Raw genomic sequence first — 26,023 nt, 5'->3', positions numbered from 1 at the left:
ATCTCAAGGGCAAGCATGACACTGGTATTGTCATCTTAACAAACCCGCGTCATTATTTACGAAATAATGAGAATGAAACAGGTGTTTTCGTAACAACCTAGTATTTAACAGCCGCGGAAGGCTTCATCTTAATTTAATAAATATCTTGACAGCTGCCATAATTGTCAGTATGCTAGTCGCAACATTGAAATGCGGAAAGATGAGTAGTTGGCGATTTCCTGCCTAGAGAGTGTCCATTTTGGTGCAAGGACATCTGGAAACGACGACGAATATGGTCTTGGTGATGCAGGTGTGTCGAGCGCGAGCAAAGCACACATGGGGACGCCCATTATTGCGTTAGGTCTCACAGCATGGCTGTCGGACTGATTGAGGAAAGTCGTGTGAGCGACTTTTAAACCAAGGTGGTACCACGGTAAGCCGTCCTTGGCCTAGACATTTTTTGTCTGGGTCAAGGACGGCTTTTTGGTTTCCATCTCCGCGTGCAAATACAAGCCACGTCTTTCGACAGTTCATTTCGATCATTAGCAAGTGTTCTTCAATTCATCATTGGACTGATTGACATTATGCCTAAAACAGGAGGTTTTATTATGACAACAACCATCATCGGCTATCCACGAATTGGTGAACATCGTGAATTGAAGTTTGCCACTCAGAAGTATTTCAAGCACCAGATTACGGCACAGGAGCTGCAGGAAAAAGCCAAAGCATTGCGTCAGCAGCACTGGGAAACCATTCAGGCGGCGGGCATTGATCAAATTCCTACCGGCGATTTTTCTTTCTTCGATAACACCTTGGATGTTGCCAACCTTTTGAATATTGTGCCCAAGCGGTATTTGGACTTGAACCTGTCGCCTCTCGATACCTATTTTGCCCAGGCGCGGGGTTATCAAGGCGATGCCGGTGATGTTAAGGCACTTGCCATGAAGAAATGGTTCAACACCAACTACCACTATCTGGTGCCCGAATTTGACCACGACACGCACATTCAAGTGACGGACTGGCAACTTTTTGAACAATATCAAGAAGCCAAGGATTTGGGCATCGCGGCGCGCCCGACTTTAATCGGTCCTTACACGTTGTTGAAACTGTCGCGCTTCATTGATGTCGCCCCGGATGATTTCGTAGCCGACTTAATCACCGCTTATAGCACGATCATCCAGCGATTACACGCAGTCGGTGCCGAGTGGATCCAGCTTGATGAACCAGCGCTGGTTTATGACCAGACCGATGCTGACTTAGCGTTGTTTGAACGGCTTTATACGCCGATTCTCGCGCAAAAGAACACCGCCAAAATTCTGGTGCAGACTTATTTCGGTGACTTAACCGATTCGTTTGAACAAATTTCCGAACTGCCATTTGATGGCTTCGGCCTGGATTTTTTGGAAGGCTATGCGAACCTCGATCTGCTGAAAAAGCACGGCTTCCCGGCGCATGCCACCTTGTTCGCCGGCATCGTCAACGGCAAGAATATCTGGCGGACGCACTATGCCGATGCTTTGGCGACAATTAAGCAGCTGGCAGCCATCACGGACAAGCTTGTGTTGAGCACCTCCACATCGCTATTGCATGTCCCTTATACACTACGCAACGAGACGCATCTCAAACCCGAAGAAAAGCAATATCTGGCGTTTGCTGAAGAAAAACTAAATGAGTTGCACGAACTTGACGCTATTTTCCACACCGGCGCCGATCACGAAGCTTATCAGGCTAACGTCGCCTTATTCAGCAAGCCACGTTACGAGGAAAATAAAGCCTTAAACGCCAAAATTGCGGCCTTAACGCCCGAGGACTATAAGCGGACACCGGATCGCAAAACCCGGCTGGCGATTCAGGCTAAGGAATTCAACTTGCCGTTACTGCCGACAACCACCATCGGCTCGTTCCCGCAAACCGCAGAAGTTCGGCGCAATCGGGCTAAGTTCCGCCGCCATGAAATCACGGAAGCCGAATATACGGCATTTAATCATCAAGAAGAAGTCGATTGGATCAGATTCCAGGAAAAAATCGGCTTGGACGTTCTGGTTCACGGCGAGTTTGAACGCAACGACATGGTTGAATATTTTGGCGAAAACTTCGGCGGCTTCCGCTTCACCGACAACGGCTGGGTACAAAGTTACGGGACCCGCGGTGTAAAACCTCCGATTATTTGGGGTGATGTGGTGCGCACCAAGCCGATTACAGTGGCGGAAACGGTTTTTGCCCAAAGTCAAACCGACCATCTCGTCAAAGGCATGCTCACCGGACCGGTCACCATTTACAACTGGTCCTTCCCGCGTGAGGATTTGAGTCAAAAAACCAGTGTCGAGCAAATTGCATTGGCCCTAGAAGATGAAGTGCTGGATCTTGAAAAGCATGGCATCAAAATCATTCAAATCGACGAGCCGGCGTTACGGGAAAATCTGCCACTACGCAAAAAAGACTGGTATCCCAAGTATCTGGACTGGGCAGTCCCAGCCTTCCGCCTCGTTGCCAGCAAAGTAAAACCGGAGACCCAGATTCACACGCATATGTGTTATTCGCAGTTCGGCGACATCATTAAGGCGATTGATAATCTTGATGCCGATGTGATTTCGTTTGAAGCTGCGCGCTCTGATTTCAGCCTCTTGGACATTCTCAAAGCCACCCATTTTCAGACCCACGTTGGCCCTGGCGTTTACGATATTCACTCGCCGCGCATCCCTTCCAAAGACGAAATCGTCCACATCATCCACGAAATTCTGAAACGGTTGCCGGCTGATCATGTCTGGATTAACCCTGATTGCGGACTTAAAACCCGCGACGTCCCGGAAACCAAGGCCAGCTTGATCAACATGGTCGCAGCGGCTAAACAAGTACGTAAGGAACTCACTCATGAAAATCAACCAGTGCTTTAAAGATCATCAAGTCATCTCATTTGAAGTCTTTCCTCCGCGCAAAAATGCCAGCAACGTTGCGCTGACGCCAATTTTGAACACACTTGATGCGGTAAAAGAAGCCGATCCCGATTTTGTCTCCGTCACATTCGGCGCGAATGGCAATAAGCCACACATGGGCACGCTGGAGGTCGCTAAGTTGATCAAAGACGAGTTTGATCTAGAACCGGTCGCCCACTTACCGGCTGCCCAGCTCACCCGTGCGCAGGTCGACGTAGAGTTACACGGTTTTCAAGAAGCCGGCATTGATAACATTCTCGCCTTGCGCGGTGATATTCCCAAAAGCGGCCGCGTCAGCAACGACTTCCCGTATGCCTGCGATTTAATCGAGCACATTCACCAACGCGGCGATTTCAACGTTGTGGCAGCCTGTTACCCGGAAAAGCATCCCGAATCACCAGATGTGGTCAGCGACATTCGCCACCTTAAGGAAAAAGTCGATGCCGGAGCCAGTCAATTGATTAGCCAACTTTTCTTTGACAATCAGGTTTTCTACCGCTTCCGCGAACGGACCGAGCTTGCAGGGATTCATGTGCCCATCGAAGCCGGGATCATGCCGGTGATCAACGAGCATCAAATCGAACGCATGGCCACCATGGCTGGCGTCAATTTACCGCCAAAATTTGTCGCCATGATGCAGCATTTTTCCGGCAACAAAGAAGCCATGCGCGATGCGGGGATTGCTTATGCCATTGATCAAATTATTGATTTATTAGTGCATGGTGTCGATGGCATCCACATTTACACCATGGACAATCCCACGGTCGTCAAGCGCATTGCCACAGCGACAAAGACAATTCGGAATACTTAACTGATTTTGATACCTTCAATATGAATGGTCCCGGCGCGGTGCCAGGGCCATTTTAGTTTGCACAGAAGGCAGTTTGTGCCAATATATAAAAAAGCTCATTGACAGTTCGTTAAAAATTGCGCATGCTCTTTGTTAAGCACCTATACTTTTAGAAAGGATTCATACTTTGAACACGAAAAGTCTGATCATTAGTCAGGATTTGTGCGGTGTCGGCCAGGTTTCCATGGGCGTGGCTTTGCCGTTAGCGGCCGGTCTGGGGTTGACGCCGTATGTGTTGCCGACCGCCTTACTGTCAAGCCACACTGGCGGTCTGGGCGCTAATACTTATCTTGACCTGAGTTCCGAGATGCCGGGAATTCTAACCCATTGGCAACAACTGCAACTGCAACCCGACGGCATTTATCTCGGCTATCTTGGCCAAAATGCCGCGCTTCAATGGAAACGCTGGATGCCAAAATTTTCTGCGCCGCTGGTCCTGATCGATCCGGTTATGGCAGATGACGGCAAGCTTTATAAAGGTTTTGATGCCGCCTACGTCGAAACGTTGCAGCAGTTAGCCTACCGCGCAACGGTCTTGACGCCGAACGTCACCGAAGCACAACTGCTTTTAGACGAACCATTGGTAGCACTGACGGAACCATCAGCCGTCATGGCCTTGGCCAAGCGGCTGCATGCCCAGTTCCACAATGCGGTTTTAATCACTGGGGTCCCGTTCCATAAGCAGATTGCCGTTGTCGGGATAGATGCGTCTGGAGAAACGCTGGCACTGGCTCAGCCAAAAGAACCCGGGCATTATTTTGGCACTGGCGATCTTTTCGCTGCGGCCTTGGCAACTGGCTTGCTGAAAGGCCAGCGCTTGCGGCAAGCGACGGCAACTGCCATGGTAGCCGCGCGCTTAGCAATTAAAGCCACGTTGGCCGCTGATGCTGATCCAAAATATGGGTTAAATCTCGCTGGGGTTATCCCGGCACTGAGTAAACAACTGCCTTAGATCAAACAAATACGCTAGCGTGCTGCCGGCTTCTAACCGCGCGGGCTCACGCTCATCTTTGGAGGGTAAAACATGCAAACATCGCATAACACTTTAAAAAATATCATCTTCACCGGACTATTCGCCGCAATTATTTATATTGGGATTTCACTATTGCGCATTCCGATTCCGGCCATGGTTGGTCGGCCGTTTATTCACTTTGGCAATCCCTTGATGGTGCTGGCCATTCTCTTCTTAGGCGGACGGCTAGGCGGTTTAGCAGCTGCGATTGGCTTGGGTGGGTTCGACTTGCTGAACGGCTATGCTGCGACCTCGTGGCTAACGGTCTTGGAAGCAATCGTGATGGCGATCGTCGTCAGTGCGCTTGTCAAAGCGTTTAAGCATGATGACCAGCCGCGCAACATCATTATCATTGGCATCGTTGCCGGATTAACGAAAATCGTTACCTCTTATCTCACTGGCATCGTTGAAGCACTCATGGTTGGGACGATCTTTAAAACCGCGATTGTCGGCGCCTTTTTAAGTCTTCCGGCAACTGTCATCAACTCAATTGCAACTGCCTTTATCGTGCCGATATTGTATTTTATCCTTCGTCCGCTCTTCAAACGGTTTACGGATTGAACAATTTCTTTCGTTTTTTATTACGATTTCTTTTGGACTAGTCCGGCGAACAGCAGACTAGTTTAACACTAAGCAGAACGCTTGGTGTTTTTTTATGGGCTTTTTTAGCGGCGTTATACAACAAGCATTTCCCTATACAACAATAATATTTTCTGTCATAATCGGCCCAACGCAGTATGTTGATAACTCGGTCAAGAGGAGGCCATTTTTATGACAGAACCCATCGTGACCCTCAGTCACATTCGGAAAAGTTTCGGACCCAAAGAAGTATTGAAAGATCTCAACTTCTCAATCACCCCTGGCAGCATCGTTGGTTACATCGGTCCCAACGGCGCTGGTAAAAGTACGACGGTTAAAATGATGCTCGGCCTGCTTGAGCCAGATGACGGCACACTCGAATTATTTGGCCAACCGATTAGCCCTAAAGATCCCAGTTACAAACGGCGAATCGGCTATGTGCCGGAAAGTGCCGATGTTTTCGATGCGTTAACAGCTCGGGAATATCTGAGCCTCATTGGCCAGCTTTACGGCTTGAGCGCCGCCGATGCCGAGCAAAAAGCCTTCGCGCTGGCGGAACTGGTCAACTTGCGCGACGCTTTTGATCGCCGAATTTCATCCTATTCAAAAGGGATGCGGCAACTGATCCTGATCATTGCCAGTTTGCTGCACAATCCGGACATTTTATTCTGGGATGAACCGTTGAACGGACTTGACGCCAACACCGTGTTGGTCATTGAAGAAGTGCTTCAGGACTTGCGCGATCAAGGCAAAACGATCTTCTACTCCAGCCATATTCTTGATGTCGTCCAAAAACTATCGGACCGGATTATCGTTTTGAACGCCGGAACAGTGGTGGCAGATGGGCCATTCAAAGCCATTGCCAAGGAAGCCGACACCAATTTGCAGCAGCTCTTCAATGATCTGACCGGTTTTGCGGAACATGATCAAAAAGCCCAAAGCTTCGTGGATATTGTGACAGGCGGTGACTCGCATGAAGATGCTTAAAAAACCGACTCCTGATGTTTCTGAAACAACTGATTCAGCCGCCCTGCCGTTACCAAAAGCGTTTGGCTGGTTGACGCGTCTCCGCCCAACGTTGGAAAAACGCGGCATTCAGTTTGACCAACTACGGCTGATTCTTGCTAGTAAAGGCTTGCTAGCCGCCCGTGAAACAAACGGCTTAGGCAGCATGTTTAGGAGCAACAGACGCCGGAAGGAAACACGCCTCAAAACTGCTTTCTTGTGGAACGCTTTGGTTGGCGCCATTTTAGGTTTGGTGCTGCTTATCCCTACCTCCATCCTGACAACTTTTACTATGTTCATGACGATCCAGCTTCTAAACAGTTTCCTAGTCATTTTAACCACTTACTCCAGCCTGATCCTGGATCCGCGTGATCGCACGGTCTTTGCTGCACGCGGCGTCAATGACCGTACGCTTAGTTTTGCCCGTCTTCTAAACATTTGCTACTATCTGGGGATGACACTGCTCGCCGTGGGTGGTCCGGGAATCATCATCAGCGCCTTGCATTATGGGCCAGTGGTTGCGCTTGGCGGCTTAATTGCGCTGGTGTTTAGCGGCGTGTTAAGTCTGATGATGGCGTTGTTTGTTTACTTGCTGGTTTTGCGATTCTTTGATGGCGAGCGTTTGCGAAACATGTTAAACCTGGTACAGATTTTGCTAATGATCGGGATCTATGTTGGCAGCCAATTACCTAATATACTACCGCGCTCGATGTCATTTTTTGGTTTATCTCTTAGCGATTCGTTTAACTGGATTTTCATACCGGCATTTCCTTCATGGTTTGCTGGCTTGCCAATGTTGTTTGCTGGACAAGTGACCGCCTTAAGTATGACATTGGCTGGCTTAAGTATTGTGATGCCAATCGTCTTGACCCTAGTCTTCCTCCATTTCTCCGGTTCGTTTGAAACCTATTTGGAAAAATTAAATCAAGGCAACGATCGAACTCGTAAACTCGGTTGGTGGTTCCGTGGCATCAGCGCCTTAATGACGCGACCAGGCGAAGAGCGGACTTATTTCACTTTAGGTTGGCGCGTTTTAGGTAATGAACGCGACTACAAGCTGCGCGTTTATCCACAACTGGCTTATGGGTTGATTTTGCCATTGGTCATCGTCAGCAATGAGTTGCGCCAGATGAGTTTTACAAACGCGAGCCATTATGTTGCTTATGCCGGTATTGGAATCGTTGTCGCGTTGGCACCGGCGCTGGTTAATCTGCGGTTTTCAAGCCAGCCACAAGCCATGGCGATTTTTCAATATGTGCCATTTACCACACACGGATTATTACTGCGTGGTGTCGTAAAGGCCATGTTTGCCCGCTTATTCCTGTTGCCACTGGTGTTGATTACGATCGTCACGACCGCTATTGGCGGCTTGGATGCATTTCTGGCTGGCGTTGCCATCATCGTTCTCATCTATGGCATCACGTTAATTATGGGCTGGCCACTGGTTGGCGGACAGTTTCCATTTGCCAGCGTTTATTCAGCTAACGCCAACGTGCACGGTGGTTCGATCGGTATGATCAGCATCATCGGCGGCATGATCATCGGGGCCATAGTTATTTTCGTTGGCGGCTTTCTTTCCGGCTGGATTTTCCCACTGGCTTTGACACTCTTAGGTTTGACGTTCGGTTTGCTACTAGGCCATTTTTATCGCACCAATCTGCATTATGAATTAAGAATCAACACCGAGCCAGAATAACCTCTTAACATTCCAAAAATGAACATCACTCTGGAATCGCCCCTTGAGACGAAATTTGTCTTTAGGGGCGATTTTGATTGATCGAGCAAAATGCCGGCAAGCTTCCATGCACGTGCGTCAAGTTTGATCAAAATAACACGAACTAGCCAACCAGGTTCTTTTTGCGTATAGTAGTCTGGATGTCTTAATTTGAAAGGAATACTGCTATGCCGCGCACTGAAGCTCATCTTACGAACGATTCGAATCGAAAAATAAAAGGCGTTACATTTGCCGTTGTTGGCGCCATTTTTTGGGGTGCCAGCGGTATTTTTACGCAAACGCTTTTTACCAATGCCGGCGTTAAGCCGCTTTGGCTTGTGGGTATTCGCCTCTTTTTTGCCGGGATGTTACTAGTATTGTGGAGTGCTCTGCGCGATCCGCAATCGTTTTTGGCCCTTTGGAAAAATCGGCGCGATGCCGGCCTCATGATTTTGTTTGCTTTCTTCGGCATGGTGCCATCGCAGTTGACTTACTTTCTTGCCATTAACGCGGGCAATGCGGCGACTGCGACGATTTTGCAGTTTTTAGGGCCGGTGTTTATTTTGCTTTACATGGCGCTGACAACCCGGCAAATGCCGCGGCGGATCGATTTTATCAGCATCACCTTAGCCCTGATCGGCACCTATTTACTCGTCACGCGCGGCCATCTCACCAGTTTACAGCTCGCCCCTGCCGCTGTCTTCTGGGGAATTATGGCCGGCGTGAGTCAGGCGCTTTATACGTTGCTGCCGCGAACCTTGCTGGCCAAATATGATGCGCGCGCCGTCACGGGCTGGTCCATGTTGCTCGGCAGCCTGCCATTCTTACCTCAGTACGTTCTCCATCCTAACCCGATGCTTACGCTGCCGGATCTAGGCGCAATTGGGTTTGTCGTCATCTTCGGCACCATGCTCGCTTATCTGCTGGTACTCGGCAGCCTCAACTACATTTCACCTGCAGCAACCGGCATGTTAAGCGCGTTCGAACCGTTAACCGCCACCACGCTTGCCGTCACCCGCCTACACATCGCCTTTGGTCCGGCAGAATGGCTCGGCGGCATCCTCATTGTCTTGAACACCTTGTTGCAGGCACTGCCGTTCAAAAAAATTCAAGGTATTCAAAAACGGCTGATTCACCAGCTTTGGCAAAAATCTAAGTCCTGAACATCAAAAAGAGATGCTAAAAGTCTAGGGAAAATCCCGAAACTTTCAGCATCTCTTTTTTGTTCGTTGATTGACCAGAACCAGTATCGACTAAAGGAAGCCGGTGAAACTGGCAATCAAAACGTGAATGGGCAACTCTAGCAAGAAGGCCAGTGTGCCCAAAACTACGACCGGCAGTAAATGAGAACGTGTAACATGTTTTTTCATTAGCAGACCCCTCTATAACCGCAATCCTAACAACTCAACATTTAAAAATAAGAATTGTCCATATCATATTCTCATTTTCAGAATAGTTCAACTCATTTTTGCGGTTTTAGGAAATTGCTTGTCCGTTAACGCCTCATTCTGGTGCGTCTGCAAGGGTCCATGTGGCGGTTGCATGATATTTTCCAGCGCGGACGGATGGTGTCCCTTTAACGGTCATTAGAGCTTGTGCATGTTGCGCACCATCGCCAATTTGCCACGTACCGCCCCCACTTGGCATGTTTTTGACGGTCACTGTATCGTTGTTATCCTTCACCCGTGCAACTTCACTGGTGCCGTTTGAATCTATCAGCACGATTTCGGCCTTACCACCGGTTTGACTGCCGTTGTCGCCTAGAACATAATCGCCACCGTCCAGTTTAAACGGTGAAAGCTTCATTTGCAGGTGCCACCCTGGTTGATCGGGACGGGTATCAAGCACTTCGAGATAGTCCTCGGTGCCGCCACCTTCAAGCGTATTCAGCCACTTTTTGAAGTCTTCGGGACTTGACGGCAGCGAATTGTCGCCGGGGATGCCGCGAATGATATCAGCGACACTCGGATCGCTAAACCCGCCCGTATACTTCTTGAAAACGAATCCCGGTACATGTGTTAAAAACAGATCGCCTGTGTGGGCGCCGAGCACATACTTAATCGTATTTGAGCTATCAGCCGTGTTGACTAACTTGTAATCCTTAGCTGGCGAACCACCATTGATGGTTCCGGCATCATCACTAAAAGCTTGATTAGCGGAGAGATTATACAGCTTTACCTGGGCGGGTAAGCTAAACGTTACCGTCGTGTTTTTATTTTTTGGTAACTCTGGCATGTTCGTGATGACGGCCGACTTCTGGTCAGCCTGAACGATCGCTTTAGCTTTCGGACCCGCGACACCGTCAACAGTTAATGTCACTTCCAACTCGTCGCCAGGTTGGGCCGGCTTTCCGTCAGCTTTCAGATAATCAAAGTACTCGCCTTTTGGTAAGGTGATTGTCGGCATTGGCCAAGGGCTACCATCAAGATTATCGACATTAAGATTGTAATCATAGGTTAACTGATCGCCAGGTTGCAGGATCGTGGTTTCTCCGACGACCTGACCTTCACGCTTTAACGTGACCTCAGGCTTGACGGTGATAAAATCGGCCAAACTCTTAATTGCGACCACGTGCGGTTCAAAGGCGTCACCTGTGGCGCTTGTGAAGCCCAGGTACAACTGGCGCTTATAGCCAAAAATGTCATTGATTTGTTGATTGGTCCATGTGAGTGAGCGCGTGACAGTATTAAAACCTGTCCCGCTTAATCTATAAATCAAATTCCCACCCGTAGCAGTCTTGTGCCACTCCACACTCAAATCTTGCCACGAGCCGTTAGTAATTTTACCGCTTAAAACTTTGGCTTCATTTGGAAATTCCGGGTTATTGAATTCAAGCTCAGTTTTATAATTGGGAAAACCGATTGCATACATACTTGCTTGGCCAGGATACCCAGAGCCAATATACTGATTTGATGAGCCAAGTAAGGGGTAGCCAACCCTTTGATCCATACCAGTTGTGGCAATTATACCATCACGACTTCTCTTGGTATCAACCACGATTGCAAAACTGTTTGGCAAACCGGTTGTGGCAATGTCGATCGGCTTTCCACCGTTCTTACCAGTAATCCCCCAGATGCCGAGTGACGCACCACCTGACAACACTTTGGTTGGTCTATCCCCTGCCAGCGCAAAAGCAAGTCCATCCGCACCACTCGTGGTGTTGCCCAAATAGATTCGCATGTCCAACTTAAAACTGCTTTTATCTAAATCGACAAAGGGTTGGTTACTCCAAATGCTCCCTGTCTGACCTGCCACATTTGCATTCAACTCAAGGCCGACTTCATCTGGACCATTTGAAATCATATGAGATTGTGTGCTGACTGGTGAAAAAACACCATTCAAACTCGTAAAATTTCCTTCGCCCGGTGACGGATAAGTGCTCGGAACCGGCCAAGTAGCTGCCGCCGCCACGGATTGTATCGGACCAAGCATCATGCTGAACACCGCAGCAAGGCAAATCATGATTAAAGTCTTTTTCTTCATTTTTTACCTCCTTGCCGCGAACGTCCATGCACAAGCACAGCACTTAAGATAACAATCAACAGAACTTCGACGCCGATTACGATCAGCCATGGTTGAACCGCGTCCCCTGTTTGTGGAAAGCGGCTGTAGTCCAGAATTGACTGTCCTTTTCCATATTGATCACCATGCGGATCGCCTGCATTGGATGGATCGGTTGCGTCAGCCGGATCGGTTGGGTCGGTCGGATCACTCGGATCGCCACCACTCGGGTTTCCACTCGGATCGGTTTCTGGATCGGGTTTTGGATCAGGTTTCGGGGTCGGTGGTGGCGTCGGATCCGGTCCCGTTGACGGCAACTCGCCGACGAGTTCAACTTGCGCCACTGATGTTTCGGCGTGCACCTTATGGGCTGCGGATCCGCCTGCCGTGAGACCGACCATCATGAGCATCATGAACCAAAAGTTACGCTTTCTTTTCGCCATCAGTCTCCCTTCCTCTCTTTTGTCGTTGCCGCCAAATAAGCCAAAGCAGGATCAGAATCACCACGGCAAGGATGATCGCAATGATGATCCATACCCAAGGCGTTTTTTGCGGTGTCCGGCCTAGTTTTTCTTCGATGGCGTTCGACTGTTGTCGGGTAATCGTGAAGTTACGGCGCCAATGCCAGGTTTTCCCGACAGCCTTGGCAGTCAGATCCAAGGTGTAGGTACCGGGAGCGAGCGCCTCTTTGGTAAAAATGGCATAGTCAAAATGTGAGTTAGGGGCAAACGACCAGCCTTTTTCATGTCGGGTTAAATAAGGTTCATTCGATCCCTGCCGGTACACCTTACCGTCTAACGTCATGTCACCAAACAGTCGCGGCTTAAAGTTTTGAATGGTCGCTAATACGCCTGCTTGGTTGTCCTGTAATCCTGGCTTGACCTGCATCAGCTTAAGATCAGGAGCCACTTCGGTTTCTGAAGTTTGCAAAACCACCCCGATCAGCATGGCAAATTTGTTATTAATCGCCATGCCGCCACCGCCGCTTTTATGCACGTTCGGGTCTTCAACATACAGACTCCCGAGAATCTGGCCGGTGAAGCCTTGTTCCGGAATTTTGACATCAAAAGTCACCGGCACTTGGCCATTGGCTGGAACGTCGATGGTCTGCGGCTCACTTGCCAATTGGGCAAATGTGTATTCGGCCGAGTTGTCCTTTTTGTTATTAGGATAATAGCCTAACGTTCCGTTATTTTGCGTGAACGCACTGACTGGACTGACCTTTAGCTTCTTAGCCTGATCGCTCGTATTCTTCACGTAAATGAGCAATCGCTGCGTTTCGCCTGGCTTGACCAGCAAATTGAAGTACGTGGATTTGTCAATCTGATTTTGCGGCAGAGCGGGGCTAATCGTGAAACCTGCGCCTTCAGCCGCCTGAACCTGATGCAGATTGCCAAGCCAAAACATGCCCAGCAACGCAATAAGGCCAAATAGAATTTTTCGTTTCATGCTTACCCCTCTCCGAGCGTGAACCGGCGTGCTTAGGAGCCGGAGTATAAGCGGCCTTGGCCGTGATGGCCCGAACTTAGGCCATTGCGACCAAGGTCCTTATACGTAGGCTCTTGCGCCGGTGAACGCGTTAATGTGAGCGTGAACCAGTCCGGTTAGAAACCGGAGTGTAAGCGGCCTTGGCCGTGATGGCCCGGGCTTAGGCCATTGCGACCAAGGTCCTTACACGCAGGTTTCTGGACTGGTGAACGCGTTAATAAGCTGAGCGTGAACCGGCGCGCTTAGGAGCTGGAGTGTAAGCGGCCTTGGGCGTGATGACCCGAACTTGGTCATTGCGGCCAAGGTCCTTACACGCAAGCTCCTGCGCCGGTGAACGCGTTAATAAGCTGAGCGTGAGCTGGCGCGCTTAGGAGCTGGAGTGTAAGCGGCCTTGGGCGTGATGACCCGAACTTGGTCATTGCGGCCAAGGTCCTTACACGCAAGCTCCTGCGCCGGTGAACGCGTTAATTTGCCAAAAAAGGACAGCGGATGCCCCGCCGCCCTTTAGCTTGAACACTAAATTACAAAGGTGCATCAGCCAGCGTCCAAGTAATTGCTGCTTGGTATCGGCCGGCGCTTGCTGTTGGATCTTTGAGAAGGTGAAGAACCGTTTCACTGCCCTTCTTTAATAAGGCAGTATTCTTACCTTGCCCTTGCCCATTTGTGCCTGTTGCCAAAGCATCAGCCTTCCAGATCGGAAGTGAACCGCCACCGAAATCAAGGGTCGTTCCAGCTGTTGGGTTAACGGCATTGAGGGTCGGGTTATCTGTCGTGACGTCAGCAGTTTTGAGTGTCAGTGACCCATTCAACGTTCTACCGGCAGAGTCTTTCATATCGCCTAATTGGGCGGTCAGAGCCCAACCTGCACTGGTACCACGATTATCAGACACAGTTAGTTCGCCGTCAGCATTACCGTCCATGGCATTGGTACCGTCTTTAACCGGACCTGTTGCGTCAATCGTATTGTTATCAAGCTTTAGATCAACGTTGCCTGCTGTGATCTGACCGATGTTGATTGTGCCAAAGTGAAGATCAGGCACCTTGTCCAAGTTAATATCACCAGGAAGGATATTAACTTCTGCCACAGAAGTCTTTGTGTCATTTGCAGCAAACACACTTCCTGTTGGTACCAGACAACCTGCCAACGTCAAAGCCGAAATACCAGTTACAATATAATTAATTTTCCTCATCGATTTTACCTCCATGGGTGTTGTGAAAAGTTTCTTTACCTGTGTTACTAATATCAATATAGCACCTTGCCGAATCGGTAATCAAACAATACGATCAGCCAATCAGCCCCGTCAGACGGGCAATATTACGGAATTTTTGAAATTTTGTTTTTTATAAAATTAGGCCATTTACATTAATGTAAGTTTATAAGCAACATTAGCAATTTATTTTTAACCAGTTCATCAAATCAGCGTTATTGAACCCATTAAAAAATATTTTTTGTGATTGTCATTTTGAACGTCGGTTAACCAATATAAGTTGTGCACTAATGAACTTTAGTCAAAGTTATCTATTGGTTGCATTATATAAAAATTATAATTTTTGTTTCGCACGAGATTTACCGAGCACTATTTTGAATGCCACCAAGTTTTTCTTTGACCCAGCTAGCAACATTAAATTTAGATTAGTTGTTGACAAGGAAGCAAAGCGTGTTAAACTCATAATCAAATACAAATGCAACGCGAAAGACAAGTAGTGATGTTCATGGATTCAGCGAGCTTCGGTTGGTGTGAGGAAGCATTCAGGACATGATGAAGATCCCTTTCAAGCAGGACACCGAACCTTCAGTAACGTGTCATGGGAGCACCCATTATAGTGCTAGCATATCGTCCACGGACCGTATGCGATGAAGGCCAAGGCTCTATGCATTGGTGAATTAAGGTGGTACCGCGCAAAGTCGCCCTTAGATTAAATCTAAGGGCGACTTTTTGTATCTCCGTAACCTGTTCGTATTTTCGCGTAGCAACTAGATCAACAAACCAATTAAGGATGTGATGCAATTGGAATCTGACATTACCCACATTAGTCGCCTCATGAATGAAATAACGTCTAACTTAAACTTATTGGAGGAACTCAAATGGAATTACCTGAAAAGAAACTTTCAACCCGTGATTATGTCGTCATTGCATCACTTTTATTCGGCCTCTTCTTTGGTGCCGGCAATCTAATTTTCCCATTGCACCTCGGTCAGCTCGCTGGGGCTAACTGGTTCCCGGCCATGCTTGGCTTTTTGGTCACCGCGGTTGCATTGCCGCTACTAGGTGTTTTAGCCATCGCCGCCACGCATGCGGAAGGCGTTTATGATATTGGCCGGCCGCTTGGTGGCGTCTTTGCCCTCGTCTTCATGGTGTTGATCCACGCAACGATCGGTCCTATGTTCGGCACCCCGCGGACTGCAACCGTCTCATTCACCACCGGCGTTTTACCAATGTTGCCAAAAGATTGGCAGCAAGGTGGCCTCCTTGTTTTCTCCGCCTTGTTCTTCGGCGCAGCGTTCTTCCTGTCCTATAAGGAACGGAAGATCACCACGGCTGTCGGTAAGGTTTTGAACCCGATTTTTCTAGTGCTCTTATTCTTCGTATTCTTCGTCGGCTACCTGCATCCAATGGGCAATCCGGCTGCGCAAACCGTTACCGCTGCATACAAAAATGGCAGCTTCATGAATGGCTTCCTGCAAGGCTACAACACGATGGATGCACTTGCTGCGTTGGCATTCGGGGTCACCGTTGTCACAGCGGTTCGCGGCTTGGGGTTGAAAAATGATGACCATGTCGCCAAAGCAACCGCCAAGGCCGGCGTCATGGCAACCAGTTTTATCGGATTGATCTACGTTGCATTGATCGTGCTTGGCAGTATGTCATTGGCACATTTCAAACTGAGCCCTGAAGGTGGCACTGCCTTCAATCAAGTGGTCACTTATTACTTTGGTACCGCTGGCCACGCAGTTTTAGCTACCTTGCTAACGCTGACCTGCCTGACAACCGCTGTGGGCTTAGTTGCCGCATTCGCGCAAGACTTCCACCGGCATTTTCCTAAGGTTAGTTATCGGGCATGGCTGGCACTGACGAGTTTTCTGTCCTTCTTGACCGCTAACTTCGGGCTTGAACAAATCATCGCTTGGTCCGTGCCAATGTTGATGTTCCTATATCCATTCTCAATGGTCCTCATCCTCATGTCTGTTTTCGGCAAAGCCTTCCATCACGATCCGGTCGTTTACCGCGTCGTCGTTGCCTTCACCGCAGTACCGGCTGTTTTGGACATGTTCGCTGCATTCCCGGCAGTTGTGAGTCAAAGCGCAGTTGGCTTGGCTTTACACAGTTTCCAATTACATTACCTGCCATTCGCCGCAATGGGTCTGGGCTGGTTGGTTCCGGCTGCTGTCGGTCTGGTTATCGGCTTGGTCGCCCACACCGTTAAAACACGGCGGGCAACGGCTTTAGCCAAGGTTCAAGCTGAACAAAATTAAACGGCATCGTTCTTGCTGATCATCCCAAAAGCCAGCTAATCAAAAGCTGCTTGATCAGACATTTCCCCGCCAAATGAAAAGGTACCGATCACGTTTTTGCGATCGGTACCTTTATTTTTATACGTTTTCTTCTATAATAGCCTAGCAAAGATTCACCGATAATCGGTATTAATCAGGTCCTTCAGTAAAACCTGATTAAGTAAGCCGATGACATCTTTAATTGTTCGATTGGCCAGTGTCAGAATATCCTTTTGAAAACTCTGCGCTAGTGACTTGACAGAAAACGCCTTGTGGAGCTCTTTGGTCATGAGCGCCAATGATGTTTTGACAATACCCTGATCGTCGGTCGGTTCATGGACAACCAGCCGGTCACTGACATCACTTGGACATTGCTGCCGCTGGGAAAACGTGTCGATTAACGCCTGCCAGATGAGTTCGACAGCATTACGCGGATGCTTCTGCTTTGATGTTGGCGTTGCAAAGTGATTAATGCCACTTGAAACAACCGGTAACGACTGGCCACCTTTGTCATGATCGTGAGTTGCTGCCTGTGCTGCCGCAACCACGGCCTGTTCCTTTTGCTCTTCTGCTGTCGGCTTTGTCACTGACTGACTGGCCAGCGAATTGACTTCCTGCTCGGTTTTAATCGTCGGTGTTGAACTGACTGTTTTTTCGGAAACCTTGCTTGGCTTGTCTGCCGATGTTTCCGATACTTTGCTGCTTGGTACTGAGACCCCGCTGATTGCTTCGGTACTTGTGGATGACTTTTTGTCGTCCTGACTGTCAGAAGTCACCACGGAACTTTTTGAAGCTTCCTTGCTGTCAGTCGGTTCATCCGTGTCAGCTACTGTGATGACCGGTGGCTGATCATCGGTCGTCTTTTCGGTGGCGTCTTGCGTTGTCTTCACGCTGTCTTCTTTTGGTTGTGTGCTACTGCAACTTGGTGCTGATGCCTGTACCGCAACTGGTGGCGCTGAAGCTGCAAACGTCAACGCCTGATTACCAATCACCGTTGATACACCCAAGCCAAGCATGGCAGCTAAGCCGTAAACCCATGCCTTTTTCATCTTATCCTCCACTAAAACATTAACATCTTACATAACTTCTCCGCATTTAATATACCTCATTTATGAAATAAAGTCACTGGACTTTAGGACTAGAGAACGCGAGCTTGACGCGGTTGGAAGTGCAACAGAAAAAGTGGCGAGTTGAACGTGCCAGGATTGCTCTTGAAATGACCAATTGTGAGTCGCAGAACAGACTAGCAAACAACACAACACGAGCAAAATTGCTTCCAGCTGCAGAATACACATCAATCAAAAAACAGGTCTGTTCCGTCGATGTTTGATGCTACAACATGAACGAAATAGACCTGTTTTGGGCTGTGCTAAGTGGATCGCTGCTCCCGTTCTAGACAGAAATATTTCTTAAGTACCGGGGCGTTTCCGCTTGTTATCTTATGTCTCTAAAAAGCTTACTGAACATCTTTCACTTTGAGAAATGCATTGTTGGCCAGGGAATTAAGATCCGTATTCTTATTAACGATGCCGATCTTCTGCAAATCCTTACCAACCTGAATGAACGCTTTTTGTCCACCATAATATGAAGCTTTCCAGTCATACGTCTTGAGTGCTTTTTCGTTCACACTTGCCTTGCCAGCCGCAAATTTGTTTGAGATTTGAATGGCTGCTGTCTGTGACTGATGTGTTTTAACCCAGTTAGTGGCTTCTTGCATTGCCAACGTATACTTCCGTGCTGCTTCAGGATGCTCTTTTGCAACTTTTGCGGAAACATATGCCACACAGCAATATTCAGTGTTAAATGGCGCCGTTTCTGCTGAAGAAGCGACGATGTTGAAGCCATACTGTTTGACCGCAATCTGAACGGTGGGGTCTTCGATGGCAATCGCATCAACTTGCCCCTTGGCTAACGCAATTGGTAATTCAGAAGCATCATATTGAAAAAATTGCACCTGGGCGTTGTTGGTTCCAACCTCAACCCCATGATCCCCCAACCAACGTTTGGTAAACGTCGCTTCGGATCCGGCAACAGCGGCAACCCCGATTTTCTTGCCGACAAAATCTTTCGGTGCCTTAAGCGTTGAACCTTTTGCGGTTAAAACGCTGATACAACCGGTGTGCAAGCCCGTTGTAATTTTCAACTGTGCCCCATTAGCAATCGGCTGAACGATTGACCCCAATAGCGAATTAGAGGCATCGATTTTGTTTGAGGTGACTGCCTCAATGCCGGTCGTATTTGCATCAACTTTGACGACTTTATATTTCAATCCGACTTTCTTGAAGAACCCCTTCACTTGCGCAATCTGTTGCGGCGCACCGCAGACACCACCCGGATCACCCAAGCGCAAAACATAGTTATCGTCTTTCTTCGCCACGGTGGCTGTGTTTTGTGGCGCAGTACTGGTTGTTTGCTTATTTTGATGAACAAATGCAAAAACCAACACAACTGCCAAAACGGCAATCGTTGCGACTGCCACCCAAATAGTTTTGGTCTGCTTTTTCATAATGACACGCTCCTCTTTTGCTGCTAATCTGCAACAATGAAATGATGCATTAAGCTTTAAAGTTCAAAATATCCAACACTTTTTCTTTTAACGCAATGAACTCAGGACTGTTACGATCCCTGGGATGTGGCAAGGTAACCGGGACAATTTTTTTGAGTACCGCCGGCCGCGGCGTCATAGTGAAAACCCGGTCAGCCAGATAAACGGCTTCTTCAACGTCATGCGTCACAATGATCATCGTGATCTTTCGTTTCTGCCAGATATGAATGAGCTCATCATGAAGCCGCATCCGCGTAAACGCGTCCAGTGCCCCAAAAGGTTCGTCAAACAGCATAATTTTCGGATAATTAATCAGTGCTCGGGCAAGCGCCACCCGTTGTTGCATCCCACCGGAAAGTTGGCTGGGATATTCATGCTCGAATCCGGTTAACCCCACAAGCTCAATCAACTCATGAACTGCGTCGTCCGTATTCTTTTGATGCGCAATTTTCAGGCCAAATCTGACATTTTCCGCAACCGTCAGCCAAGGATACAAGGTAGCATCCTGGAAAACCAACCCCCGCTCGCGACTTGGCCCCGTAATCAGCTTGGAATCGACTTTTAAGGTTCCTTCTGTCGGCGTATCTAGACCGGCTAGCAGACGTAAAAGCGTTGACTTGCCGCATCCCGAAGGCCCAATCAAAGCAATGAATTCCCCTGGACGGATTTGCGCGTCCACTTGATGCAGAGCCTCCGTATTTTTGGCACCCGGTCCATTATCCGTGTATATTTTGCGAACATGATCAATTGTAATTGCCCCACTTGTCGTCTCTACCATTGGATAATTCCTTTCTGCCAACGCAAGAAGTGATCGCGGATTTTGAAAAAGATCGTGATAATCAACGAAAAGCTAATGGCGATCACCAGCAAGCCAGCGTAAACATTGGCGTAACCCATGATTTGTCGTTGCCAGTTAATATACCAACCAATGCCATATTTAACCCCAATCATTTCGGCCGTCATCAAGGTAATAAAACTTGAGCAGATACCGTTAAAAATGCCAACAAAGATATCTGGCAGTGCTCCCGGAATCGCCACCTTGAAAATTTTCTGGACGTTGCTTGCGCCCATCGTGTCGGCAACTTCGAAAAACTGCTTTTTGACATTCGCAATTCCCGAATTGGTCAGAATGGTGATTGGAAACCATGTTGACAAGGCAATCAGGAAAACCGAAGCTTGAAAACTTGTCGCAAATGCCGAAAGCGCTACGGGAATAAATGCTGTTGAAGGAATCGGGCCAAAGAGTTTGACGACTGGTGATAGCCAGTAATTCCACTTGGTATACCAACCAATCAAAATACCGGTAATAAGACCAGTGACGATGCCAAACAACAAACCGAGAAACAATAATCGCGTTGAATAAGCAAGGCACTTCAGTAAGAATGCCCAGTCCTTGACCAGAACATCCAGAATCGATTCAGGGCTGGGAAAAAACAGCGGATTAATCAATGCGTACTTCAGCGTTACCAGATTGTACAACCCCAACATCAGAAAAACGCCGCCAATAAAATAGCTCTTGTACACATAACGCTGCGCTTTGGACGTAATCAGGTGATACAAAGCCAATCCCACCGTTAACCCCAACGCGATTAATAATAGATCCGTGAACCATGGTTCTGATTTTGCTGTAATGGTGCTAGCTTTAGGTAATAAAAGCTGCAAAATCAACGTGATAAAAATTGCCAATGGCGCAAAGAACGCACGTAGAGGTGCAATGGTGTCTGGTTGCGCCACAGAAACTGCCGAAATATTCGTCGTCTCTTGCAAAAGATCACTTCCCTTTCTTTGATGAACTCGGAGACAAAAAAAACGCCGCCCTTAGCCAATTTCAAAATTGGCCAAGGGCGACGTTGCGCGTTACCACCTTGGATTTGCGAGAATCGTTCACACGATCTGCCTCGACAGGTACAATCAAGTTGATGATACCCCGGCACCATAACGACTGCCCACCGTTGCGGATTTACAATGCTCATCCACAAATCACTCTGGGGACCATTTTCGCTGATGCCGCCTGTCCGCCTTGCACCAAGTTAGCGGCTCTCTGAGCAGTAAGCACGTAGTTACTTATCCCGTCTTCATGATCATCAATTGTTGAATCTCACTTTAGTCGCGCCGTACATGCATGTCAACACTTTTCGAATTATTCAATTACTTTTTTTATGTCGACCGATAAAAATAAACAAGCGTCACTTTTCTAGCTTGACGCGTACTGCTACGAGTCTCTTTTGGACCGTGTCACACACATGCAGCTTTCCTTGACAGAGAAAAGATAAGGGCGTATGACGTATTTGGATAACTGAGTAAGCGATTACGATACATACCATCAGTGCTCTCCAGCGCTTTGTACTTCCTCTTTTGTATAAACGGATTGTTAGTGATGGACGCAATGTAATTACAGCTATAGCCGATTTAGTATTACCTAAGACGCTTAGGCAACGAAAGAAGTGACACTCAATGATGATGTATCCTTATATTAACTTAGGCCCCAGAGATGGCGTCTTGTTAATTGCAGCGGTCATACTGTTGGTTTTAACATTGGTTTTTAAGTGGTCAGTATTGGAGTTTGTGCTTTCTGCTATTGCAATCATAATTGCGTTTTTGGCGGGAAGCATGAAACCAAATAAGAAGAACGTGCTTACGTTCATAAAAAAATAAGCTGAGAAGATTATTCATGCAAAAGTAAAAAACGAACGTAATTTCAAAATTCAAATTGCGTTTGTCTTTATGTTGGGGGGGTAGCGAAAGCGTTATCTAATTGTCTCGTCAGTTCGCTCTCCGCTATTGACAACACCTGTTTTTTAGCCTAATGTAATGTCAATATCTTAGCGGCAGAGAGATGAGTAGCCAGGCGAAGATCCGCAGCGAGTTGTCATTTGGTGGAAGACAATGATCGGGTTCTGGCGAAGATGGTCTTTTCATGCATTCAGTTGTGAACGTTCACCGCAAGCAGCTGACGGGTGCTCCCGTTATTGAGTCAGGGTATTCGCACATGAGGTGTGCTGTACTTAAAGGGAGCCGGATCAGTTCGGTTAATCAAGGTGGTAACGCGGAACATTTTCGTCCTTGTCTATGAAAAATGGACAGAGGCGGAAATGCTTTTTTATTTGCCCGTTCGTTTAGAGCGTGCCGCTAAGAAAAGTAGCTTGAGAGCATGCAGTCTGCTTGACATTTAGCGGAAAGTACCGGCATGTATCTTAAGAGGAGGAACATTATGTGGAAAATCATCGTTGACGCCGTGCCGCAAATGGTAGCCGCCGGAATTAAATACACCATTCCGATCGCAATTGTTTCATTTGCCATTGGCCTCATCATCGCTTTAATCACCGCCTTGACACGGATCTCGGCACGTAAAGGGGTGTTAATCAGCATCGCTAAAGGCGTTGCATCGTTTTACGTCTGGCTTTTCCGGTCAACCCCTTTGTTGGTTCAATTGTTTATCGTTTTCTTTGGCTTGCCCAGCCTGGTCATTCCGGGTATTTTCCCGCATGGCATTAAGCTCGATCCGGTTGTGGCGGGGATCATTACCTTTTCGCTGAATACTGGCGCTTACTGTGCCGAAACGATTCGGGCGGCGCTTTTATCCATCGATTCCGGTCAGTGGGAAGCCGCGTATGCTGTGGGGTTGCCGCGACGTCTGGTTTTGCGAGAAATCATCATCCCTCAGGCGCTGCGAACCGCGGTCCCGCCGCTGTCAAATAGTTTCATTAGCCTCGTCAAGGATACCTCTTTGGCGGCATCAATCACCATCGTCGAAATGTTTCAGGTCAGTCAGCAGATCGCGGCGGAAAATTACCAGCCATTGTTGATGTACTCACTGGTTGCGTTGCTCTATGCGATTGTCTGCACCGTTTTATCCTGGGGTCAGCGCTACCTCGAAAAAGTCACCTCGCGCTATACGGCAAACACGCAGTCGACTCAGTTGTAAGGTGTTTACCATCGCGCGTTCACTGGCGCAGAAGCCGGTGAATGCACAACCTTATCTATGGAAGGAAGAAATATGATGTTGAAGAAAAAGTTGTGGTTCATGTTGCCAATCATGGCGCTCGTTGTCTTCACCCTGACGGCCTGCAGCAGCGGATCGTCCAGCACGTCTAAAAGCAGCGACGTCAAAACCGAATTGATTAATAAGAACGAGCTCACGATCGGTCTTGAAGGAACCTATGCCCCGTTTTCCTACCGCAAAGACGGTAAGCTACAAGGGTTCGAAGTTGAACTCGGCAAGGCGTTAGCCAAAAAAGTCGGCGTTAAGGCCAAGTTCGTCCCTACTCAATGGGATTCTCTGATCGCCGGTCTTGGCAGTCAAAAGTTCGATCTGGTGCTCAACAACATCAGCGAAACGCCACAACGCAAGAAGGTTTATGACTTCACGACACCGTATATGTATTCGCGTTATGCGTTGATCACTCGTAGCGACGATAGTTCGATTAAGCAGTTAAGTGACATTAAAGGCAAGAAATTCGTTGAAGGTACCGGCACGCCTAACGCTGCCTTAGCCAAAAAGTACGGCGCGACCATCACCCCATCCGGTGACTTCACGGTTTCACTAAACCTTGTCAAAGAGAACCGTGCTGATGGCACGATTAACGCTACCGCTGCCTGGTATGCATATGCCAAAAGCAATTCAACTGCCGGCTTAAAGAGCCAAACGCTTAAGGACAGCGCGGTCAAGCCTGATGAAATTGCTGGAATGGTCAGCAAGAAATCACCGAAGCTCCAAGCTGCTCTTTCTAAAGGTATCAAAGAGCTTCGCAAAGACGGCACACTGAAGAAGCTATCGCAAAAATACTTCGGCGCCGACTTGACGACAAAATAACTTGTCGCATTGCTTTTAAACTTTCAAGCCGCGAATACTCGAAATTCGCGGCAATACATAGTCAACATGTTCATCAAAGGGAGGTCGGGTTTTTATGACTCAATTCAATACGAAATTAGTTCATGGACCGCAACTACAGACTGATCAGGCTGGTGCTATCGTGCCGCCGCTTTATCAAAGCGCCATGTTTCGGTTTGCCCCTGATGGACAGGAAACCCACTGGGACTATGCGCGCAGTGGTAACCCGACCCGCGAATATTTAGAACGACAGATTGCAACATTGGAAAATGGCGACGCCGGCTTTGCCTTTTCTAGTGGGGTCGCTGCCATTACCACCGTCTTGGCCATCTTTCCCAACGGCAGTCACTTCATCATCGGCGACTCACTGTACAGCGGGACCGATCGCCTGATTAACCAATACTTTTCCCGGCACGGCCTGACCTTTACTGCGGTCGACACGCGCGACTTGGCGGCAGTAGAAGCGGCGATCCGTCCTGAAACCAAGGCTATCTTCTTTGAGACCTTCTCCAATCCGCTACTGAAAGTCAGCAGCGTGAAGGCCATTAGCGCACTTGCGAAGGCTCATCACCTCATCACGATTGTAGATAACACCTTCCTGACACCTTATTACCAGCGGCCGCTCGATCTTGGTGCTGACATTGTGTTACACAGCGCGACCAAGTACCTTGGCGGCCACGGCGACCTAATTGCCGGACTGGTCGTTTCTGCACGCCCTGACCTCAGTGAAAAGTTGGCCTTCTTACAAAACACGATCGGCGCCATCCTAAGCCCACTGGACTGTAGCCTAGTGTCACGCGGCATCGCAACCCTCGCTGTTCGCCTCGATCGGGAAACAGCCAACGCCCAGGCAGTAGCTGAATTTTTAAACCAACACCCTGATGTTTCCCACGTCTACTATCCCGGGCTGCCAAGCGACCCAGGTTACGCGCTGGCCCAACAGGAAACCACCGGCGCCAGCGGCCTGTTGTCCATTAAACTTGCCGACAACATTGATCCGCTGAAATTCGTCAACAGCACCAAAGTCTTTGACTTCGCCGATTCACTAGGCACCGTCTCCAGCTTAGTCAAACTGCCATGGTTCAAACTACCGGAGGAAAAACGGGCAGGTTCCGGTTTAACGCCGCAGCATGTCCGCGTCGCGATTGGCCTGGAAGATCAGCAGGATTTGATTGATGATCTAGCGCAGGCATTGGCAGCGGCGGAAAAGAAATAGGTGGTATGAAAAAACATCCTTTGAGCGTAAAACTCAAGGGATGTTTTTTTGCACACCATTATTTGACGCCAAAGCAAAGTCCGAAGAATCAGTGCTACTTCGACTCTCGGTCAGATCGGTTGACGTTGGAATATTGAATGTACCCGAGGGCTTTTTCGATAAAGAATGACTGATCCTCGCCCGAGTGACATCCGCATCAAAGTCTGCTGAAATCTTAGCAATGACACAAGGGCTAATTTCACGCAACATGAGTTCCAGCGCAGCATCGTCAGGGATCCTAAAGCTCATTTTTGTCCATCTCCTCTTTCAATAATCTCCGGTAATCCTAAAACTAATTGGTCGCGTATAGCATCAGATTACTTTTGCCTTAAGTGCAGCATGAGATCCATAATTTTGTTTCTTGGGCATTTTAAAAATAAAATCCTTGAATACCAAACAAAACCCTGTACTTCCTTATGTGCATAAGCAACGTTTTTCTTTTTACCAAATCAAATAATAGAAATTAAGCCTACGCAAGTCCCTAATGAAGTCTCCACCTATCAACGTTATCGGCCTACTTCAACTCATTATGAGGACTTTGATACTTGTTGCTTGTCGGACTACTTTTAATCACGCTTGACTGATTGACACCCATAATGGTTTCTACAAGTTTAACCAGATCTGCATCACGCAACAAATTGCTAAATATCTTAGAAGCGTCACTCATGCTCTTGTTGTATTTAGCCACTACTACCACCTCAAATCTTTTTACTCGTGGTTTCTTAAAAACGGTAAAAGCTCCCACGACACATACTCTGTGCTTTAACGGCGATCTTACTGCTGATCCAAATCTTAACATAGAAGTCTTGATAGTCATCTAAAAGTTTTCGCAGTTACT

22 protein-coding genes and 1 other annotated feature are annotated in these 26,023 nt (G+C 48.1%); of the genes, 12 read left to right on the top strand and 10 right to left on the bottom strand.

Annotated elements, in window-relative coordinates:
* Window positions 1–587 precede the first annotated feature (587 nt).
* The 7 genes from metE (at window position 588) to LACSTY_RS02485 (ending at window position 9,235) form a co-directional block, all read left to right on the top strand.
* Entirely contained in the window at window positions 588–2,873 is a 2,286-nt protein-coding gene (gene metE, locus LACSTY_RS02515) for a 5-methyltetrahydropteroyltriglutamate--homocysteine S-methyltransferase (protein WP_087911599.1), read from the top strand.
* Window positions 2,851–3,723: a methylenetetrahydrofolate reductase [NAD(P)H] gene (gene metF / locus LACSTY_RS02510; protein WP_087911598.1), complete on the top strand. Its 873-nt coding sequence runs from the start codon at window positions 2,851–2,853 to the stop codon at window positions 3,721–3,723. Before metE ends, metF begins: the two co-directional genes overlap by 23 nt.
* Window positions 3,724–3,889: 166 nt before the next feature.
* Window positions 3,890–4,714, top strand: coding sequence for a PfkB family carbohydrate kinase (locus tag LACSTY_RS02505; RefSeq protein ID WP_087911597.1), 825 nt, complete (start codon window positions 3,890–3,892; stop codon window positions 4,712–4,714).
* Window positions 4,715–4,786: 72 nt separating this feature from the next.
* A complete protein-coding gene (locus LACSTY_RS02500; RefSeq protein WP_087911596.1) occupies window positions 4,787–5,335 on the top strand; it encodes an ECF transporter S component in 549 nt (182 codons plus the stop codon).
* A 210-nt stretch (window positions 5,336–5,545) separates the two neighbouring features.
* On the top strand, window positions 5,546–6,340 hold the full coding sequence (locus LACSTY_RS02495; RefSeq protein WP_087911595.1) for an ABC transporter ATP-binding protein: 795 nt from the start codon (window positions 5,546–5,548) through the stop codon (window positions 6,338–6,340).
* On the top strand, window positions 6,327–8,054 hold the full coding sequence (locus LACSTY_RS02490; RefSeq protein WP_087911594.1) for an ABC transporter permease: 1,728 nt from the start codon (window positions 6,327–6,329) through the stop codon (window positions 8,052–8,054). The genes LACSTY_RS02495 and LACSTY_RS02490 overlap by 14 nt, the downstream gene beginning before the upstream one ends.
* Before the next feature lie 206 nt (window positions 8,055–8,260).
* A complete protein-coding gene (locus LACSTY_RS02485) occupies window positions 8,261–9,235 on the top strand; it encodes an EamA family transporter (RefSeq protein WP_087911593.1) in 975 nt (324 codons plus the stop codon).
* Window positions 9,236–9,575: 340 nt separating this feature from the next.
* Here the strand turns inward: LACSTY_RS02485 and LACSTY_RS02480 are convergent, their stop codons facing one another.
* From LACSTY_RS02480 to LACSTY_RS02465, 4 genes are all read right to left on the bottom strand, one after another.
* On the bottom strand, window positions 9,576–11,555 hold the full coding sequence (locus LACSTY_RS02480) for a WxL domain-containing protein (protein ID WP_087911592.1): 1,980 nt from the start codon (window positions 11,553–11,555) through the stop codon (window positions 9,576–9,578).
* Window positions 11,552–12,016: an LPXTG cell wall anchor domain-containing protein gene (locus LACSTY_RS02475; RefSeq protein WP_087911591.1), complete on the bottom strand. Its 465-nt coding sequence runs from the start codon at window positions 12,014–12,016 to the stop codon at window positions 11,552–11,554. The genes LACSTY_RS02480 and LACSTY_RS02475 overlap by 4 nt, the downstream gene beginning before the upstream one ends.
* The gene (locus LACSTY_RS02470; RefSeq protein ID WP_025013761.1) at window positions 11,997–13,022 is read right to left on the bottom strand and encodes a WxLIP family cell surface protein; all 1,026 of its coding nucleotides are present in this window, start codon (window positions 13,020–13,022) and stop codon (window positions 11,997–11,999) included. Before LACSTY_RS02470 ends, LACSTY_RS02475 begins: the two co-directional genes overlap by 20 nt.
* 560 nt (window positions 13,023–13,582) lie before the next feature.
* Window positions 13,583–14,251 carry a WxL domain-containing protein gene (locus LACSTY_RS02465; protein WP_010491100.1) on the bottom strand — a complete coding sequence of 223 codons (669 nt, stop codon included), beginning with the start codon at window positions 14,249–14,251 and terminating at the stop codon, window positions 13,583–13,585.
* 489 nt (window positions 14,252–14,740) lie between these two features.
* Window positions 14,741–14,978, top strand: a binding site (T-box leader).
* Between the two features lie 169 nt (window positions 14,979–15,147).
* On the opposite strand from LACSTY_RS02465, the gene brnQ reads away from it, so the two are divergent.
* Window positions 15,148–16,536 carry a branched-chain amino acid transport system II carrier protein gene (brnQ, locus tag LACSTY_RS02460; protein ID WP_049170865.1) on the top strand — a complete coding sequence of 463 codons (1,389 nt, stop codon included), beginning with the start codon at window positions 15,148–15,150 and terminating at the stop codon, window positions 16,534–16,536.
* 152 nt (window positions 16,537–16,688) lie between these two features.
* Here the strand turns inward: brnQ and LACSTY_RS02455 are convergent, their stop codons facing one another.
* From LACSTY_RS02455 to LACSTY_RS02440, 4 genes are all read right to left on the bottom strand, one after another.
* Window positions 16,689–17,603, bottom strand: coding sequence for a hypothetical protein (locus LACSTY_RS02455; protein WP_087911590.1), 915 nt, complete (start codon window positions 17,601–17,603; stop codon window positions 16,689–16,691).
* A gap of 407 nt (window positions 17,604–18,010) precedes the next feature.
* Window positions 18,011–19,060, bottom strand: coding sequence for an ABC transporter substrate-binding protein (locus LACSTY_RS02450; RefSeq protein ID WP_087911589.1), 1,050 nt, complete (start codon window positions 19,058–19,060; stop codon window positions 18,011–18,013).
* A gap of 49 nt (window positions 19,061–19,109) precedes the next feature.
* Window positions 19,110–19,877: an ABC transporter ATP-binding protein gene (locus LACSTY_RS02445; protein WP_087911588.1), complete on the bottom strand. Its 768-nt coding sequence runs from the start codon at window positions 19,875–19,877 to the stop codon at window positions 19,110–19,112.
* On the bottom strand, window positions 19,871–20,866 hold the full coding sequence (locus tag LACSTY_RS02440) for an ABC transporter permease (RefSeq protein ID WP_410055336.1): 996 nt from the start codon (window positions 20,864–20,866) through the stop codon (window positions 19,871–19,873). The genes LACSTY_RS02445 and LACSTY_RS02440 overlap by 7 nt, the downstream gene beginning before the upstream one ends.
* 687 nt (window positions 20,867–21,553) lie before the next feature.
* Between LACSTY_RS02440 and LACSTY_RS02435 the strand changes: the two genes are divergently transcribed.
* From LACSTY_RS02435 to LACSTY_RS02420, 4 genes are all read left to right on the top strand, one after another.
* Window positions 21,554–21,754, top strand: a complete 201-nt coding sequence (locus LACSTY_RS02435) for a hypothetical protein (RefSeq protein WP_087911587.1) — start codon at window positions 21,554–21,556, stop codon at window positions 21,752–21,754.
* Window positions 21,755–22,310: 556 nt separating this feature from the next.
* A complete protein-coding gene (locus tag LACSTY_RS02430; RefSeq protein ID WP_087911586.1) occupies window positions 22,311–23,024 on the top strand; it encodes an amino acid ABC transporter permease in 714 nt (237 codons plus the stop codon).
* Window positions 23,025–23,099: 75 nt separating this feature from the next.
* Complete coding sequence (locus tag LACSTY_RS02425; protein ID WP_087911585.1) at window positions 23,100–23,912, top strand: transporter substrate-binding domain-containing protein; 813 nt, start codon at window positions 23,100–23,102, stop codon at window positions 23,910–23,912.
* Window positions 23,913–24,006: 94 nt separating this feature from the next.
* Window positions 24,007–25,146, top strand: a complete 1,140-nt coding sequence (locus LACSTY_RS02420) for a trans-sulfuration enzyme family protein (RefSeq protein WP_087911584.1) — start codon at window positions 24,007–24,009, stop codon at window positions 25,144–25,146.
* 33 nt (window positions 25,147–25,179) lie between these two features.
* On the opposite strand, the gene LACSTY_RS02415 is transcribed toward LACSTY_RS02420, so the two are convergent.
* Both LACSTY_RS02415 and LACSTY_RS02410 read right to left on the bottom strand, forming a co-directional pair.
* Window positions 25,180–25,434 (bottom strand): hypothetical protein, encoded by a 255-nt coding sequence (locus tag LACSTY_RS02415; RefSeq protein WP_087911583.1) that lies wholly within the window; start codon window positions 25,432–25,434, stop codon window positions 25,180–25,182.
* Window positions 25,435–25,699: 265 nt separating this feature from the next.
* Window positions 25,700–25,873: a hypothetical protein gene (locus tag LACSTY_RS02410; protein WP_161492236.1), complete on the bottom strand. Its 174-nt coding sequence runs from the start codon at window positions 25,871–25,873 to the stop codon at window positions 25,700–25,702.
* Between the last annotated feature and the right edge of the window lie 150 nt (window positions 25,874–26,023).

This window comes from Lacticaseibacillus styriensis (assembly GCF_030770295.1).
In the GTDB taxonomy this organism is placed as follows: domain Bacteria; phylum Bacillota; class Bacilli; order Lactobacillales; family Lactobacillaceae; genus Lacticaseibacillus; species Lacticaseibacillus casei.
Note: the sequence above shows the minus strand (reverse complement) of the source record. Positions and strands in the feature narration are given on the sequence as shown.

What these genes read in the sequence shown, in the direction of transcription:
- metE (WP_087911599.1), top strand. Translation starts at nt 588, where the DNA reads ATGACAACAACCATCATCGGCTATCCACGAATTGGTGAACATCGTGAA.
- metF (WP_087911598.1), top strand. Translation starts at nt 2,851, where the DNA reads ATGAAAATCAACCAGTGCTTTAAAGATCATCAAGTCATCTCATTTGAA.
- LACSTY_RS02500 (WP_087911596.1), top strand. Translation starts at nt 4,787, where the DNA reads ATGCAAACATCGCATAACACTTTAAAAAATATCATCTTCACCGGACTA.
- LACSTY_RS02495 (WP_087911595.1), top strand. Translation starts at nt 5,546, where the DNA reads ATGACAGAACCCATCGTGACCCTCAGTCACATTCGGAAAAGTTTCGGA.
- LACSTY_RS02490 (WP_087911594.1), top strand. Translation starts at nt 6,327, where the DNA reads ATGAAGATGCTTAAAAAACCGACTCCTGATGTTTCTGAAACAACTGAT.
- LACSTY_RS02485 (WP_087911593.1), top strand. Translation starts at nt 8,261, where the DNA reads ATGCCGCGCACTGAAGCTCATCTTACGAACGATTCGAATCGAAAAATA.
- LACSTY_RS02480 (WP_087911592.1), bottom strand. Translation starts at nt 11,555, where the DNA reads ATGAAGAAAAAGACTTTAATCATGATTTGCCTTGCTGCGGTGTTCAGC.
- LACSTY_RS02475 (WP_087911591.1), bottom strand. Translation starts at nt 12,016, where the DNA reads ATGGCGAAAAGAAAGCGTAACTTTTGGTTCATGATGCTCATGATGGTC.
- LACSTY_RS02470 (WP_025013761.1), bottom strand. Translation starts at nt 13,022, where the DNA reads ATGAAACGAAAAATTCTATTTGGCCTTATTGCGTTGCTGGGCATGTTT.
- LACSTY_RS02465 (WP_010491100.1), bottom strand. Translation starts at nt 14,251, where the DNA reads ATGAGGAAAATTAATTATATTGTAACTGGTATTTCGGCTTTGACGTTG.
- brnQ (WP_049170865.1), top strand. Translation starts at nt 15,148, where the DNA reads ATGGAATTACCTGAAAAGAAACTTTCAACCCGTGATTATGTCGTCATT.
- LACSTY_RS02455 (WP_087911590.1), bottom strand. Translation starts at nt 17,603, where the DNA reads ATGAAAAAGGCATGGGTTTACGGCTTAGCTGCCATGCTTGGCTTGGGT.
- LACSTY_RS02450 (WP_087911589.1), bottom strand. Translation starts at nt 19,060, where the DNA reads ATGAAAAAGCAGACCAAAACTATTTGGGTGGCAGTCGCAACGATTGCC.
- LACSTY_RS02445 (WP_087911588.1), bottom strand. Translation starts at nt 19,877, where the DNA reads ATGGTAGAGACGACAAGTGGGGCAATTACAATTGATCATGTTCGCAAA.
- LACSTY_RS02435 (WP_087911587.1), top strand. Translation starts at nt 21,554, where the DNA reads ATGATGATGTATCCTTATATTAACTTAGGCCCCAGAGATGGCGTCTTG.
- LACSTY_RS02430 (WP_087911586.1), top strand. Translation starts at nt 22,311, where the DNA reads ATGTGGAAAATCATCGTTGACGCCGTGCCGCAAATGGTAGCCGCCGGA.
- LACSTY_RS02425 (WP_087911585.1), top strand. Translation starts at nt 23,100, where the DNA reads ATGTTGAAGAAAAAGTTGTGGTTCATGTTGCCAATCATGGCGCTCGTT.
- LACSTY_RS02420 (WP_087911584.1), top strand. Translation starts at nt 24,007, where the DNA reads ATGACTCAATTCAATACGAAATTAGTTCATGGACCGCAACTACAGACT.
- LACSTY_RS02415 (WP_087911583.1), bottom strand. Translation starts at nt 25,434, where the DNA reads ATGAGCTTTAGGATCCCTGACGATGCTGCGCTGGAACTCATGTTGCGT.